This window comes from Curvibacter fontanus (genome assembly GCF_054780335.1).
This window is the reverse complement of sequence record NZ_BAAGWN010000004.1, coordinates 206707-220846: the sequence shown is the minus strand read 5'-3', so window position 1 is coordinate 220846 and position 14140 is coordinate 206707. Positions and strand designations below refer to the sequence as shown.

Here is a 14140-nt window from a genome sequence, read left to right as displayed (position 1 = left end):
CTTCGACGTTCAGGCTGTCGCGGCCTGTATCTGCCGTCGGCGCAGCAACCCCAGGCCGAACAGCGTGGCCGTGAGGTACATGCTGACCGAGTAGATCGCCGCCGGCAGCGCCAGCTGGAAATTGCCCAGCACCGACAGCGCCACGAAGATCGCGAGCGTGGAGTTGTGGATGCCGATCTCGAAGCTCACGGCCGTGGCCATGGCCTTGTCCAGCCCGGCCCAGCGCGAGAGGTAATACCCCGCCAGCAGGCTCAGCAGGTTGAAGGCCAGCACCACCGGGCCCAGGCTGGCGAAGGACTCGGTGAGCGCCGTCCACTCCTTGGCGATGGCGATGATGGCAAAGACCGCCAGCACCAGGGCGCTGAAGGCCTTCATGGGCTTTTCCATGCGCGCGGCAAAACCCGGCTGTTTGCCGCGCACCACCATGCCGATGGCCGCCGGCACCAGGATCACGCCCACCACCTCGAACACCTTGCCGAACTGCAGCGGCACGATCTGGCCGCTCTGCACGAAGGTGGCGATGGCCCAGTTCGTGATCAGCGGCAGGCTGACGATGGACAGCACCGTGTTGATGGCCGTGAGCGAAATGTTCATCGCCACGTTGCCGCCAAACAGATGGCTGAACAGATTGGCCGACACCCCGCCCGGCGAAGCCGCCAGCAGCATCAGCCCCACGGCATAGACCGGCGCCACGCCCAGGCCCACGATGAGCCCCCAGGCCACGGCGGGCAGCAACAGCATCTGGATGGCCAGGGCCAGCAGCACGGCCCTGGGGTGCAGTCTTAGGCGAACGAAATCACCCAGCGAGAGCGACAGGCCCAGGCCGAACATCACCAGGGCCAGGGCCCCGAGCAGCAGGGCCGGCAAGGCCGCGGTGAAGTTCATAGCCTAACCTCCGTGCTGCGCACTGCGGCGCGAACGCCTTCGGGCGGCCGGGCGGCGTTCATGCCGCGGCCACCCGTGCGCCGTGCGCACCGGCACCGATACGGCGGTCAATCTCGGCCTTCACGTCCTGGCGCAGGCGCAGGGCAAAGGCCACCTCGGCCGTCAGGAACAGCGGCCCCACCAGCAGGCCCACCATGTCGTCCACAAAGGCCGGCTTGCGGCCTTCCCAATAGTGGCCGATGAACTGGATGATCCAGCCCACGACAAACAGACCGATGCCCCAGCCCAGCCACACGGCCGTGCCCTGCGCGGCGATCCACTGGCTGATCCACAGGCTCACGATCAGCTGCGCCACCATGGCCAGGCCAAAGCGCAGGTCCAGCCGCAAATAGAACAGCGAGGACAGGATGGCCAGCAGCAGGGCCGGCGTGAGCGGCAAACCGCCCCCATCCATGCCCATGCTCCAGGCCGGGCGCGAAAGCAGTGTGGTCACGGCCAGCACGATCATGGGGATGCCCACGAAATGCGTGGCCACGTTGCGCTGGTCCTGGTGGTAGGCCGCGTACTGGGTCAGGTGGTCGGTGAGTGTTTTCATGGTCGTCTCCTTCTGCACATTGACAGACATCAATGATCGACCTACCCTCGCCCACAGTCTGTCAGGTACCCGACACAAGCCTTCGCCCCCGTACAAACCCCATGAACGACGCGCAACACTACCTGCCCGTGCTGAACTCCGGCCGCTGGTACGCCCAGCTGCCACCGGAATTCGCCCAGGCCCTGCTGCAGATGAGCAAGGTGCGCAGCCTGCTGACGGGTGAGGCCCTGTTCCTGCGCGACAGCCCGACCTGCGGTCTCTACGCCCTGGTGTCGGGTGCCATCCGTATCTCGGGCCAAAGCGGCCGCGGCGACGACGCGCGCGAGGCCCTGCTGGTGGTGCTGACGCCGCCGCAATGGTTCGGCGAGATTTCGGTCTTCGACGGCTCGGCCCGCACCCACCACGCCCATGCGGCCGAGCCCAGCGTCCTGCTGCAGGTGCCCCACGCGGAGCTGCTGGCCTGGCTGAACGAACACCCTCAACACTGGCGCGACCTGGCCGTGCTCATGGCCGAGAAGCTGCGCATGGCCTTCGTGAACATGGAAGAACAGACCGTGCTCAGCGCCCCGCTGCGCCTGGCACGCCGCCTGGTGGGCATGGCCGAGGGTTACGGGGTGCAGAGTGGCAAAGGCGGCACACGGCGTGTGCTGGCCGTGACCCAGCAGGAACTGGCGCTGATGATCGGCGTGTCACGCCAGACGACAAACCAGATCCTCAAGGAGCTGGAAGCGCAGGGGATATTGTGGGTGCAGCGGGGGGGCATGGAGATACTGGACTTGCCCGGATTGAGGACGTTGTGTCAGTGAGGTAACGCCCCAATTCCAATATCAAGTTGCTTGTGTGCCTGAACTTGGCTAAACACAAACTAGAGCTACTGCTATTTAGGTAGTGAACTCAGCTCATGCGCACGGATCACAGCCTCGACTCTGACGCTTCCAGGAGGAAGAATCGTCGCTTGCTCTTCATTCTGCGAGAGTTCAATCATTCGCTGTTTCGCCAATTGGTGAAGCAACTTCTTGAAATATGTCCTATTTTTACTACCCGTCCAGTTCGCAATATCTGAAGTAGCTTCGCCATCAGCGCTACTATCAAGCAGCAAAAGAATTTGGTCCTTCAATGCAATCTTTGGATCAAGCACCCGCCGAACACCGTTCAGACCATCCCAAACAAGAGGGATACGTCTTATGGAAATCGCATCTACTATTTGCTGTGCTTCTGTAGTACTCGTCAAGTGAAGCACTCGAACAAGCTCGCCCATGATCCAATTGGCAAGCGCAAGAACGGCAGCAGAGTCCATGTGATTTGAGTCAACATCTCCACCGACATGCCCAACTCCTCGATTATTTCTCACCTCGTAGAGAGCAGGCAAAAGACGCGGGATCAATATTTGAAAGCCACGCGGAACGTGACTCCGACTCTCCAAGGCACGGCAGGCATTCACCATATTTACCGGCTTCGCGGGCGCATTTGCGTAGTTGCCAGCGCCATATCCGTCAACTATTGTGTAGACCACCTCGCAGAATTTACCTCCGCCTAATGCAGCCGGTGTCCAACGTCTCTCGAGATAGCTCTGCACTATGGTTCGATACTCCGCAAGTAACGGGTCACGCAAGCCAGCAGGAAGTGCCCCGAAAGCGGTAATCGGTGTACTCATCCCAGGAACGTTTTACCTTCAGGGGTGACGAAAAACGCTTTTCCTTCCTTTTCGCAATGTCCCTTACTTACGTTTTTGTTCAAACATTCAGATGCGTTACCCAGTCTAGGCTGATTAGCATCCGACAGTGCCTTCGATACATCACCGGTCTGAAGGCGCCGTGATCCCTTGCTATGCAACCATTCGGCCGTTGCAAGGAAACGTCGTACGTGGTTTTTCGTTGCCCCTTTCTTTTGGAGAAAACTGGGCAATGTGCCTACATCTTTAGCACCGTTGGATCCATTTTGATCACTGGAGCCTGAGTCCGCAGGGGGATGAATTGCAGCAAGTGCAGGCGCAGATGCTAGGAGTTTATCGAGTTGCTTTTCAAGCCAATCTTCTGTTCCTTCCCCAGAAAACGTGATTGCACCGACGGATATTTCAATTTTTGCGGTTGTCAAAGGTGGCCTCCACTTAGTTTGCCTAGTTAAACGAAATTACAGACCCTTAAGGTCAAATGCTAAGCCGTTTCCTCTATTTTTGACATCCCCCAAAAGGGGGCATGCTCCAAAAAAGGCGCCTTATCAGAGCCCCTTTTACCTCCCTAATCTTCTCTCCTCCGGTCAAATCGCATTACCCAAGCGTTCCACCCCCTCACGTATCTTGTCCTCCCCCACCGTCGCAAAACTCAGGCGCAGGGTCGAGGCATCGGGGTTGGTCGCATAAAACGGCGCACCCGGCACAAAGGCCACGCCCTTTTCAATCGCACGTTTGGCCAGTTCACCCGCATCCTTGAGCTTGCCGCCCGCGCCTGTGAGCCGGGCCCAGAAGAACAGGCCGCCGCCGGGCTGGGTGAATTCGATGGCGTCGCCCAGTTCCTTCTTCAGGCATTCGCCCATGGTCTTCGCACGCCCGGCATAGACCTCACGCACATGGGCCAGGGTGGCGGGCATGCGGCCGGCCTTGAGGTATTGCGCGGCGGTGGCCTGGGCAAAGGTGCTGGTGTGGGCGTCGCTGAACTGCTTGCACATCGTTGCCTTGGCCAGCAGTTCGGCCGGGGCGATCATCCAGCCCACACGCAGGCCGGGGCTGAGCACCTTGCTGAGTGAACCGCAGTGCACCAGCCAGTCACGGCTGCCGGGCACCTGGGCGGTGAGGGCCAAAAGGCTCGCCGGCGGGGCCTTGCCGAAATAGAGGTCGCCGTAGGGATCGTCCTCGATCACCACGGTCCTGGTTTTCACGGCCAGCTCAAGAATGCGCTTGCGGCGCTCCAGGCTCAGGGTGGCGCCGCTGGGGTTGCCGAAGGTGGGGATGAGGTAGACGAACTTCGGCTTGTGCTCGGCAATCAGCTGTTCCAGCTGGTCGACCTGCACGCCGTGCGCATCGATGGGCGCGCCGATCACGTTGGCGCCGTAAAGGCGGAAGCACTGGATGGTGGCCAGGAAGGTGGGCGCCTCCACGATGACCTTGTCACCCGGGTCGATCAGGGTCTTGCCGATCAAATCCAGCGCCTGCTGGCTGCCGGTGGTGACGATCAGCCCGTCCGGGCTGACCTGCACGCCCTTGCTGCCCATGAAGGCGGCGAGCTGTTCGCGCAGGGGGTTGTAGCCCTCGGTGGCGCCGTACTGCAGGGCGGCGCCGGGTTCCTCGCTCAGGGCTTTCTGCGAGGCTTCGCGGATGCCCTCCACGTCGAACATGGCGCTGTCGGGGAAACCGCCGGCGAAGGAGATGATGCCGGGCTTGCCCAGCAGCTTGAAGAGTTCGCGGATGGCGGAGGTTTCGACGTGGTTGAGGCGGTCGGCGAATTGCATGGGGTGCGAGCGTGACGGAGAAAACCCCGATTCTCCGTCAAACCGCCCCGCCCTCGGCGAGCTGGCTCCCCCGTTCGGACTGAGCTTGTCGAAGTCCTGTCCTTGGCTGGCGCTGCGCTTCGACAGGCTCAGCGCGAACGGTGATGGAATTCAGTCCGTACGGATATGGACCTCAGTCCGTACGGATCTCCGGCTCAGCCCGAACGGGATAAGAGCACGAAGGGGAAACTATTTCGGCAGCGGCAGGGTTTTGCCTTCGGAGGCGGCGGGCACGGCCACGCCCAGCCAGCCGGCCACGGTGGGGGCGATGTCCACGATCTCCACGCGCTGCTCCACACGGCCGGGTTTCACCCAGCGCGGGCCCCAGGCCAGGATGGGCACGTTGGTGTCATAGGGGTAGGGCGAGCCGTGCGTGGCGATGCTGGTGCTGGACTGGAACATCCAGTAGGGCTTGAGGACGTACTGCACGTCGCCCGAGACGTCGACGTGCCAGGCACGCTGCATGGCGCCGAAGAAGGGGCCGTCGATGCGGCTGCCCGCGGCCAGTTCGCGCCGGGTGTAGGCGGCGGCGATGCCCGCTTCTTCGAGCAGCAGGTCACGCGCTTCGTCGGCCACATCGTCGGGGTCCACGCGGTGCTGGCTGATGAGTTGCTTGTCGAGCAGCAGGGCCGAACCCGAGAAGCTGACCCACTTGCCCGCGCCGAACTCCTGCTCCAGGCCGCTGTTGACGCGCGCCAGCAGCTGGCTGCCGACGATACGGCCCGAGCGCAGGCCCTGCTGGGCGGTGAACTCGGGCGCGGGCATGAAACCGTGGTCGGCGGTGAGCGTGACGATGTAGTTGTCGCGGCCCACGGTGGCGTCCAGGTGCTTGAAGAAGTCCTGCAGCTGGCGGTCGAGCTGCAGCAGGTGGTCGTGCGAAAAACGCGATTCGGCGCTGAAACGGTGGTTGATGTAGTCGTGCGCCGAGAGGCTGATGGCCAGGATGTCGGGCACGTTGTCCTGGCCCAGGCCCTCGCCGGCGAGGGCGGCGCGCGCGAAGTCCAGGGTGAGCTGGTCGGCATAGGGGCTGCGCAGCAGCTGGTTGTAATAGGCCGGGCCCGGGGCTCCGTCGCCCGGCGCGCCCATCATCATGGGCAAGGCGGCGGCCTTCTGGCCGTACCAGGGCTGGCGGTCGGGGATGGAGCGGGCGTAGGCCTCTTCGGGCAACACCGGCTTCCACTCTTTCCTGAACCAGCGGTCGGCGGGTTTGGCGGCGTTGAAGGCGTTGACCCAGGCCGGGTGCTGGGGCATGTAGAAGGTGCTGCTGGCAAAAAAGCCGGTCTGCGCCATGTACATGTAGGCGGTGCCGGTCTGGCCCGCGGGCAGGATGGCGCCGCGGTCCTTGCCCGAGATGCCGATGACCTTGGCGCGGGGGTCGGCGCGCCGCAGCACGTCGCCCACGGTCTCCACCTTGAGGTTCCTGGGGCTGGTGCCGTCCAGGGGCTGGGTCTTGTGGCCGATGTAGCTGGCGCCGATGTCACCGGTGCAGTACTCGGGCGCGCCGGTCATGGCGTCGCGCCATTCGTTGGCGATGATGCCCGTGCGGTGGGGGTAGGCCCCGGTGAGCATGGTGGCGTGGCCGGCGGCGGTGACGGTGAAGGCGTGGCCGTAATGCGCGTCGGCGAACCAGGCGCCGCGGTCCAGGAAACGCGCCAGGCCGTCGGGGGCCAGCTGGTCGCGGTAGGCCAGCACCTGACGCTGCGGCAGGCCGTCCACCACCAGGAATACAAGCAGGCGCGGCCGGTTGGTGAAGACGGGCGCGGCAGGCGCGGCCGGTGGCACCGCGGGCGGGCTGGCCACCACCGCGGCCGGCGCCGGCGTGGACGCAGCGGCCGGGGCATCCGCTTCGGGCAGGGCCTGGCACGCGGCCAGCAAGGCCGTCAGCAGGCCGGCCAGGCACAGGCGCAGGGCGCGCGGTGGGGCTCGAAGCTTCATGGTCAGACGTGAGGTTGAACAGCGAGGCGAGGATCATCCCATGAAATCCGCGGCCTGCGCAGGACGGCTGCATGGACCTGATGGACAATGCTGTAACCGGAGATTTCCACCCTTGCCGCCGGCATGACCTGCCGGCACACTGGCCCCACCCGCGACACCAGGATGCCCCATGTCCGATCTTTCCGAATTCTTCCAGTCCGTCAAGCTGCCGGTGATGCCCGAGGTGGCGCACGCCCTGATCCGCACCCTGCACGACGAGGACGTGTCCATCAGCCAGGTGCGCGACCTGATCGCCAAGGACCCCGTCCTCACCGCCAAGGTGCTGCGCAGCGCCAACAGCGCCGCCATGGGCATGCGCCGCGAGATCGGCACGCTGGACGCGGCCATCGCCATGGTGGGCCTGTCCCAGGTGCGCACGCTGGCGCTGACGGCCTGCATGAACGTGGCCTTCCCCGTGGTGCCCGGCCTGGACCGCACCGAGTTCTGGCGCAACAGCATGGCCTGCGCCGGTTACTCGCAATGGCTGGCCGGCGGCATCGGTCTGGACGCCCAGCAGGCCTGGCTGACCGGCATGATGCTGCGCCTGGGTGAGCTGCTGATCGTGCAGGCCAAACCCGCCACCCTGGCCGAACTGGAACGCCAGCCGCAGATCCCCGGCGACCGCTGGGTGCGCGAACAGCAGCTGCTGGGTTTCACCGAGGCCCAGGTCACGGCCGAGCTGGCGCACCGCTGGCATTTCCCGGCCACCATCGTGCGCGGGCTCAACACGGCCTCGGCGCCGCTGGCCTCGCCGCCGTTTTCCCAGCTGGGCGGTGTGGTGCACCTGGCCAGCCGCCTAGCCGACATGGCCTTCAGCGACCCGGACATCGTGGACGCGCTGCCGCAGGAGGTGATCGCCCAGCTGGACCTGAACCTGGACTGGATGCGCAAGAAGCTGCCCGAACGCGAAAGCTTCTTCGACATCTCCACGCTCTGACCGTCCTTCCTCACCGCTGAGACATGACCCCGGCCGCTATTCGCTCTTTCTTCGCCACCCTCCAGGCCGCCAACCCCCAGCCCGTCACCGAACTCGAATACACCTCGGTCTTCGAGCTGCTGGCCGCGGTGCTGCTCTCGGCCCAGGCCACCGACGTGGGCGTGAACAAGGCCACGCGCAGGCTCTACCCCGTGGCCCACACGCCGCAGCAGATCCTGGCCCTCGGGCTCGAAGGGCTGGAGGGTTACATCAAGACCATCGGCCTGTACCGCAGCAAGGCCAGGCACCTGATGGAGACCTGCCGCATCCTGGTGGAACGCCATGGCGGCCAGGTGCCGCGCAGCCGCGAGGCGCTGGAAGCCCTGCCCGGCGTGGGCCGCAAGACCGCCAACGTGGTGCTCAACAGCGCCTTCGGCGAGCCGACCATGGCGGTCGACACGCACATCTTCCGCGTGGGCAACCGCACCGGCCTGGCGCCGGGCAAGACCCCGTACGAGGTGGAGATGCAGCTCTTGAAGCGCGTGCCGCCCGACTACCTGATCGACGCGCACCACTGGCTGATCCTGCACGGGCGCTACGTCTGCCAGGCGCGCAAGCCGCAGTGCTGGTTGTGCAGCGTGTCGGCGTATTGCGACTTCAAGCCCAAGACGCCTGCGCCCTGAGTGGCTGCGCCGGCCTGGGCCGCTAGGCTGAGCGAAAGAACTGCAAAAACTCTTGCATCACCTCGTCCGGGGCCTCCTCCGGCAGGTAGTGGCCGCATGACAAGGCGCGTCCCTGCACCACCGCAGGCAAGGACTTTTCCCGCCACGTCGCCAGCACGTCGTAGGTGTTCCCGACAACGCCCTGCTTGCCCCAGAGAACGAGCAAGGGCGATTGAATCCTGCGCTCGCTGTCTGCGGCGTCATGCTCCAGGTCGATGGACGCAGCCGCACGATAGTCTTCACAGACCGCATGCAAGGTGGCTTCCGTGTAGCAACGACGGTACTCTGCATAGGCTTGCGCCGTGATGGCGCCGGGCGTCTTGTTCTGCTTGTCGATGTGGTGTTGCAGGTAAAACGCCAGGTTCGCGCCTATCAATTTTTCCGGCAGCGGCGCCGCTTGCGCCAGGAAAAACCACCAGACGTAACGCATCGCAAATTCCATGTTGGCGGATGCGTACATGGTCGCCGTCGGCGCGATGTCCAGGACGGCTGCCCGCTCCACCGCGTTGGGATGGTCCAGCAGCATGCGGTGGACGACGCGTCCACCACGGTCATGCCCCGCCACCTGGAAGCGGGGAAATCCCAGGTGGCGCATGACCTCCACCTGGTCTTGCGCCATCCGGCGCTTGGAGTAGCCGATGTGGTTTTCGCCGCCGTCTGGCTTACCGGAGTCGCCGTAGCCCCGCAAGTCCGTCAACACGACCGTGAAATGTTTCGCCAGGGCAGGCGCGACCTTATGCCAACACGCCTTGGTCTGGGGATGCCCATGCAGCAGGAGCAGGGCCGGGCCTTGGCCGCCCACCAGGGTGTCGATGGTGGTGCCGGCGGTGGCAATCGACAGTTTTTTGAACCCGGGGAACATCATGTCGGTTTTCCCCTATCAGTTCGCCTGCCCGTCGCTCACCGGGATTTGACGCTTCATGCGCGCGGCGACGTCCCGGGTCCAGGGCTGTTGCTGCCAATGGGTCTGGGCAAACGCCATGATCTCGTCCATATAGCTCAGGGACATGCCGACGACGTCCACCCCCTTGAGGAACATCTCCTGGTGCCGCCTGGAGATGTCGAACTTCATGGCGGGCAGGCCTGCACAACGGACTTCCAGATGTTCCACGTCGATGGAGATCTCCGGCGCATCGGCACGTTCGGAGAGCGCCATGAGCTGCTCGACCTGCGCGACAGGCAGCGCAACCAGCAGCAGCTGGTTGCCCATCGCGTTGGAATAGAAGATCTCGGCGAAGCTGGGGGCAATGATGGCCGTGAAGCCATAGTCCAGCAGGCCCCAGACCGCGTGCTCGCGGCTGGAGCCGCAGCCGAAGTTGGACCCTCCCAGCAGCAATTTCGAGGGGGCATATTGAGGGCGATTGAGCACGAAATCCGGCTTGATCGTGCCCTGGGTGTCGAAACGGAGATCGTAAAGCAGTCCTTCGGCCAGGCCGGCCTTGTCGATCCTGCGCAGAAACTGCTTGGGCATGATCTGGTCCGTGTCGAGGTTGTCGATCCGGATGGCAGCCGCCTTGCCTTGTATGGCCTTGATGGTGTTCGACATGTCAGTTCCCCAGTTTCCGGACATCGGTGATCTTGCCGGTCACCGCGGCGGCCGCGGCCATCGCCGGACTCATGAGATGGGTGATGGCGCCACGCCCCTGACGGCCTTCGAAGTTCCGGTTGGTGGTCGAGGCGCAGCGGGTCCCGTCGCTGAGCACGTCGTCGTTCATGGCCAGGCACATGGAGCAGCCGGGCTTGCGCCACTCGAAGCCGGCCGTGAGGAAGACCTGGTCCAGCCCTTCCCGCTCGGCCTGCTGCTTCACCGCGCCAGAGCCGGGGACGACCATGGCGCGCACGCCGGCCGCGACCTTGCGGCCCGCGACGACCTGGGCAGCATTGCGCAGGTCCTCGATCCGGGCGTTGGTGCAGGAACCGATGAAGACGTGCTGGATGGGCGTGCCTTCGATCGGCTGGCCCCCCTGCAGCCTGGTGTAGGCCAGCGCCTGTTCGGTGCTGCGCTTTTGCTCCGCACCGACCTGCGCGGCGGTGGGAACCCTGCCCGAGATCGAAACAACCTGGTCCGGGCTGGTGCCCCAGGTGACATAAGGCTCGACCTGGCTGGCATCGAAGCGGTGCTCGGCTTCAAACTGTGCGCCCTCGTCGCTCCTGAGCAGCTGCCACTGTTCAAGGGCCTGGCGCTGGTAGGGGCCCCTGATGTCGGGGCATTTTTCAAGGACGTAATCGATGGCGGTCTGGTCCGGCGCGATCAGGGCGCCGCGCGCGCCCGCCTCGACCGCCATATTGCACAAGGTGAAGCGCGCTTCGACCGACAGGGCCTGCACGGCACTGCCGCAGAACTCGACGACATAACCCCGCGCACCCTGGGCGCCGATGGCCCCGATGATCATCAGGATCAGGTCCTTGCTGGTGGTGCCTGCTGGCAGTTGGCCGTCGATGCGTATGCGCATGTTCCTGGCGAGGCGGTAGACCAGGGTCTGCGTCGCCAGCACGTGCTCCACCTCGGAGGTGCCGATGCCGAAACCCAGGGCGCCCAGGGCGCCGTAGGTCGTGGTGTGGCTGTCGCCGCAGATCACGACCATGCCCGGGCGGATCATCCCGTGCTCGGGGGCGACGACGTGCTCGATCCCCTGCATGGCGTCGTTGGTGTCGAACAGAGGAATGCCGTGTCTTGCGCAGTTCTGCGCGAGGTTGCTGGCCTGCAAGGCCGAGGCCTGGTCATCGATCACGCGGATCTTCACAGGATGCGTGGGAATGATGTGGCTGACCACGGACACGTTCTGCCCGGGCATCAGCGTCTTGACCTTGCGCACGTCCAGGCCGGCGAAGGCCTGCGGGCTGGTGTACTCGTTCATCAGGTGCAGATCGCAGAACAGCAGGACGTTCTGTTCGTCGAGCACCCGCACCGTGTGGGATTCGACCAGCTTCTGATAGAGCGTCCTGGCGGCACTCGTGTTCGACGGGGTGTTCATTCTGCGGTGATCCCACGCTCTTTGGTCAATTTGGCCCACATCTGGAGTTCTCTCTCCAGGCGTGCCCGGGCCTCGGCCGCGGTGGACGGCGTGGCCTCGAAGCCGTCCTTGGCCATGCGCTCTTTCACGGCCGGTGTCTCCAGTACCTGCCGCAGACCGGCATTGAGCTTGTCGATGATGGGCTTGGGTGTGCTCGCCGGCGCAAAGAGCATGAACCAGGTTTCAAACGCGTACTTGGTGACCCCCGCTTCTGCAATGGTGGGAACGTCCGGCAGCAGAGGCGAGCGCTTGGCGCCGGTCACCCCCAGCGCCTTGAGCTTGCCCGCCTGGATGTGGGGTACAGCTGCGGCAAGCACGGGAAAGCTCATGTCCACCTGGCCCGAGATCGTGTCGATCAGGGCGGGACCGCCGCCGCGGTAGGGAATATGGAGCACCGAGATGCCCGCGACGGCCTTGAAGAGTTCGGCGGACATGTGGAAGGTGCTGCCGGGGCCCGCCGAACCGTAGCTCAGCGTGCCAGGCTTGGCCTTGGCCAGCTTGACCAGTTCGGCCACATTCCTGGCCGGGAAATTCGCGCCGGTCACCAGCACGTGCTGCGAGCTGGCGATCATGCCGATGGGGGCCAGGTCCTTCAGGGTGTCATAGGGCATCTTGGGGGTCAGCCCGGGATTGATCGCCAGGGACACGGTCTGCAGTCCGATGGTGTAGCCGTCGCCCGCGGACTTGGCGACGAAGTCCACGCCCAGGTTGCCGCCGGCGCCGCCCTTGTTCTCGATGAAGATCGTGCCGCCCACGGCCTTGGCCAGGGCGTCGCTGATCAGCCGCGCGGTGATGTCGGCGCTGCCGCCGGGTGCGTAGGGCACCACCAGCTTGATGGGCTTGTCCGGGTAATGGCCGGTTTGTGAGTAAACCGGGCTGCATGCGAGAAGCAGGCTGCTTGCAGCTGCAATCCATTTTTTCATGAGTGTCTCCTTTGAAGGTGCCCCATGCTATCCATGAACATTAAAGAAACAATTCAAATAAAATTCATTCTTTAGTGTTCCAAAAACAATAATGGACGCCTACTCAGACATCAAGCTGTTCGCGCTGATCGTCAAGCTCGGGAACATGGCCGCGACGGCACAGGAGCTGGGTGTGACCCCTCCGGTCATCAGCCGCCGCCTGGCGCTGCTGGAGAAACGGCTCGGTGTGCGGCTGATGAACCGCACCACCCGCAAGATCAGCCTGACGCCGGAGGGCGAAACCTACCTGATGGAGGGCGTGCGCATTCAGGAAGAGATGCATGCGCTGGAGGGACGCATCGCCGGCGGAAGCCTGCAGCCGCAAGGCACCGTGAGGATCGCGGCGACCTTCGGGTTCGGCAGAACCCATGTGACGCCAGCGCTCTCCAGCTTTGTGCGCGAGTTCCCGCAGATCGATGTGCAACTTCATCTGAGCGAAAAGTCCGTCAATCTCGTGGACCAGGGCTTCGACTTGATGGTCCGGTTTGGTGAACTCGCCGACAGCCGGCTGACGGCCAGGCTGTTGGCAAAAAACCGCCGCATCCTGTGCGCGACGCCAGCCTATCTGTCCGCCATGGGCGTGCCCGTGCATCCGAGAGACCTGGGGCGCCACAACTGCATCTTCATCCGCGAGGCGGACGAGACCTTCGGAACCTGGCATTTCAGCAATGGCGCCGAATCGGAGACGATCAAGGTCCGCTCCAACCTCAGCACGAACGACGGCAATGCGGCCTTGTCCTGGGCGCTGGACGGGCAAGGCATCCTGATCCGGTCTCAGTGGGACATTGCCAAGCATCTGAAAACCGGAGAGCTGGCGCCGCTTCTGCCCGATTGGGCGCCGCCTCCGGCGGACATCTACCTGGTCTTCCAGACCAGCAAACAGATGCCTGCCAAGGTACGTGTCCTGGTGGACTGGCTGCTCAAACATTTCGAATCCAAAAGAGCGGCAAACAGGGGTTCGGCCAGCCATTGGTAGCACGCCGCAGTGCCGCTCGTCAGGCCGCCATCAGGGTGATCGGTGACAATGAATTTTTCTGATTTGGTTCGCGCATGACATTTCCAGACCCCGGGACACTCATCTTCATTGCCGGTTTCATGAGTGGCCTGATGGCGCTGGTTCTGTACATGCTCAAGCGCAACTACCCGCCCTCCATCCAGGGCCTGGGCGAATGGGCGGGGGTGCTGCCACCGGCATGGCCATGTGATGTCCCTGTTGCTCATGGACCTGGACCACTTCAAGGCCATCAACGACAGCTACGGCCACCAGAGCGGCGACAAGGCGCTGATGGAGTTTGTCAGCCGGGTCAGGACCCTGCTGCGCCGCTCGGACCAGCTGGGGCGTTTCGGCGGCGAGGAGTTCGTGCTGCTGCCCGAGACCACGCTCGATGTGGCCCTGCTGGTGACCGAACGCATACGGACCATGATCGACCAGTCCACCATCGAGCCGCACTACACGGTGTCCATCGGCGTGACGACCAACCAGCTGGCCAACGACAACCTGGACACCCTGCTGGCCCGGGCCGATTCGGCCCTGTACCGGGCCAAGGACCAGGGCCGCAACCGGGTCGCAGCCGCCTGAGTTTGCCCGG

Annotated in this window: 14 protein-coding genes and 1 pseudogene; 5 read left to right on the top strand and 10 right to left on the bottom strand. The window is 64.1% G+C overall.

Annotated features, from left to right (window positions below; all coding sequences use genetic code 11):
• Positions 1 to 9 precede the first annotated feature (9 nt).
• A complete protein-coding gene (locus ACYVH8_RS02635; RefSeq protein ID WP_460487322.1) occupies positions 10 to 885 on the bottom strand; it encodes a bile acid:sodium symporter family protein in 876 nt (291 codons plus the stop codon).
• 58 nt (positions 886 to 943) lie between these two features.
• A complete protein-coding gene (locus ACYVH8_RS02630) occupies positions 944 to 1480 on the bottom strand; it encodes an Mpo1 family 2-hydroxy fatty acid dioxygenase (protein ID WP_460487321.1) in 537 nt (178 codons plus the stop codon).
• Between the two features lie 101 nt (positions 1481 to 1581).
• Here ACYVH8_RS02630 and ACYVH8_RS02625 point away from each other — a divergent pair, with 101 nt between their 5' ends.
• Positions 1582 to 2286, top strand: a complete 705-nt coding sequence (locus tag ACYVH8_RS02625) for a Crp/Fnr family transcriptional regulator (protein WP_460487320.1) — start codon at positions 1582 to 1584, stop codon at positions 2284 to 2286.
• Positions 2287 to 2357: 71 nt separating this feature from the next.
• On the opposite strand, the gene ACYVH8_RS02620 is transcribed toward ACYVH8_RS02625, so the two are convergent.
• The 4 genes from ACYVH8_RS02620 to ACYVH8_RS02605 all read right to left on the bottom strand — a co-directional run bounded on the left by ACYVH8_RS02620 (position 2358) and on the right by ACYVH8_RS02605 (position 6898).
• The gene (locus ACYVH8_RS02620; protein ID WP_460487319.1) at positions 2358 to 3134 is read right to left on the bottom strand and encodes a hypothetical protein; all 777 of its coding nucleotides are present in this window, start codon (positions 3132 to 3134) and stop codon (positions 2358 to 2360) included.
• The gene (locus tag ACYVH8_RS02615) at positions 3131 to 3574 is read right to left on the bottom strand and encodes a hypothetical protein (RefSeq protein ID WP_460487318.1); all 444 of its coding nucleotides are present in this window, start codon (positions 3572 to 3574) and stop codon (positions 3131 to 3133) included. The genes ACYVH8_RS02620 and ACYVH8_RS02615 overlap by 4 nt, the downstream gene beginning before the upstream one ends.
• Before the next feature lie 162 nt (positions 3575 to 3736).
• A complete protein-coding gene (locus ACYVH8_RS02610) occupies positions 3737 to 4924 on the bottom strand; it encodes an aminotransferase-like domain-containing protein (protein ID WP_460487317.1) in 1188 nt (395 codons plus the stop codon).
• A gap of 228 nt (positions 4925 to 5152) precedes the next feature.
• Positions 5153 to 6898 carry an alkaline phosphatase family protein gene (locus ACYVH8_RS02605; protein WP_460487316.1) on the bottom strand — a complete coding sequence of 582 codons (1746 nt, stop codon included), beginning with the start codon at positions 6896 to 6898 and terminating at the stop codon, positions 5153 to 5155.
• 169 nt (positions 6899 to 7067) lie between these two features.
• Between ACYVH8_RS02605 and ACYVH8_RS02600 the strand changes: the two genes are divergently transcribed.
• Positions 7068 to 7874: an HDOD domain-containing protein gene (locus ACYVH8_RS02600; RefSeq protein ID WP_460487315.1), complete on the top strand. Its 807-nt coding sequence runs from the start codon at positions 7068 to 7070 to the stop codon at positions 7872 to 7874.
• 23 nt (positions 7875 to 7897) lie between these two features.
• Positions 7898 to 8536 carry an endonuclease III gene (nth, locus tag ACYVH8_RS02595; protein WP_460487314.1) on the top strand — a complete coding sequence of 213 codons (639 nt, stop codon included), beginning with the start codon at positions 7898 to 7900 and terminating at the stop codon, positions 8534 to 8536.
• Positions 8537 to 8558: 22 nt separating this feature from the next.
• On the opposite strand, the gene ACYVH8_RS02590 is transcribed toward nth, so the two are convergent.
• The 4 genes from ACYVH8_RS02590 to ACYVH8_RS02575 are packed head-to-tail and all read right to left on the bottom strand — an operon-like array spanning position 8559 to position 12512.
• Positions 8559 to 9440: an alpha/beta fold hydrolase gene (locus ACYVH8_RS02590; protein ID WP_460487313.1), complete on the bottom strand. Its 882-nt coding sequence runs from the start codon at positions 9438 to 9440 to the stop codon at positions 8559 to 8561.
• A 15-nt stretch (positions 9441 to 9455) separates the two neighbouring features.
• On the bottom strand, positions 9456 to 10121 hold the full coding sequence (gene leuD / locus ACYVH8_RS02585; RefSeq protein WP_460487312.1) for a 3-isopropylmalate dehydratase small subunit: 666 nt from the start codon (positions 10119 to 10121) through the stop codon (positions 9456 to 9458).
• Position 10122: 1 nt separating this feature from the next.
• Positions 10123 to 11550, bottom strand: coding sequence for a 3-isopropylmalate dehydratase large subunit (leuC, locus tag ACYVH8_RS02580; RefSeq protein ID WP_460487311.1), 1428 nt, complete (start codon positions 11548 to 11550; stop codon positions 10123 to 10125).
• Positions 11547 to 12512: a tripartite tricarboxylate transporter substrate binding protein gene (locus tag ACYVH8_RS02575; protein WP_460487310.1), complete on the bottom strand. Its 966-nt coding sequence runs from the start codon at positions 12510 to 12512 to the stop codon at positions 11547 to 11549. Before ACYVH8_RS02575 ends, leuC begins: the two co-directional genes overlap by 4 nt.
• Before the next feature lie 91 nt (positions 12513 to 12603).
• Between ACYVH8_RS02575 and ACYVH8_RS02570 the strand changes: the two genes are divergently transcribed.
• Positions 12604 to 13527, top strand: coding sequence for a LysR family transcriptional regulator (locus ACYVH8_RS02570; RefSeq protein ID WP_460487309.1), 924 nt, complete (start codon positions 12604 to 12606; stop codon positions 13525 to 13527).
• A 210-nt stretch (positions 13528 to 13737) separates the two neighbouring features.
• Positions 13738 to 14130 (top strand): annotated as a pseudogene (locus ACYVH8_RS02565) (GGDEF domain-containing protein); the annotation flags it as partial.
• Between the last annotated feature and the right edge of the window lie 10 nt (positions 14131 to 14140).

Coding starts and splice junctions, on each gene's coding strand:
- ACYVH8_RS02610 (WP_460487317.1), bottom strand. CDS start 4,924: ATGCAATTCGCCGACCGCCTCAACCACGTCGAAACCTCCGCCATCCGC.
- leuD (WP_460487312.1), bottom strand. CDS start 10,121: ATGTCGAACACCATCAAGGCCATACAAGGCAAGGCGGCTGCCATCCGG.
- ACYVH8_RS02575 (WP_460487310.1), bottom strand. CDS start 12,512: ATGAAAAAATGGATTGCAGCTGCAAGCAGCCTGCTTCTCGCATGCAGC.
- ACYVH8_RS02600 (WP_460487315.1), top strand. CDS start 7,068: ATGTCCGATCTTTCCGAATTCTTCCAGTCCGTCAAGCTGCCGGTGATG.
- ACYVH8_RS02590 (WP_460487313.1), bottom strand. CDS start 9,440: ATGATGTTCCCCGGGTTCAAAAAACTGTCGATTGCCACCGCCGGCACC.
- ACYVH8_RS02635 (WP_460487322.1), bottom strand. CDS start 885: ATGAACTTCACCGCGGCCTTGCCGGCCCTGCTGCTCGGGGCCCTGGCC.
- ACYVH8_RS02605 (WP_460487316.1), bottom strand. CDS start 6,898: ATGAAGCTTCGAGCCCCACCGCGCGCCCTGCGCCTGTGCCTGGCCGGC.
- leuC (WP_460487311.1), bottom strand. CDS start 11,550: ATGAACACCCCGTCGAACACGAGTGCCGCCAGGACGCTCTATCAGAAG.
- nth (WP_460487314.1), top strand. CDS start 7,898: ATGACCCCGGCCGCTATTCGCTCTTTCTTCGCCACCCTCCAGGCCGCC.
- ACYVH8_RS02620 (WP_460487319.1), bottom strand. CDS start 3,134: ATGAGTACACCGATTACCGCTTTCGGGGCACTTCCTGCTGGCTTGCGT.
- ACYVH8_RS02630 (WP_460487321.1), bottom strand. CDS start 1,480: ATGAAAACACTCACCGACCACCTGACCCAGTACGCGGCCTACCACCAG.
- ACYVH8_RS02625 (WP_460487320.1), top strand. CDS start 1,582: ATGAACGACGCGCAACACTACCTGCCCGTGCTGAACTCCGGCCGCTGG.
- ACYVH8_RS02570 (WP_460487309.1), top strand. CDS start 12,604: ATGGACGCCTACTCAGACATCAAGCTGTTCGCGCTGATCGTCAAGCTC.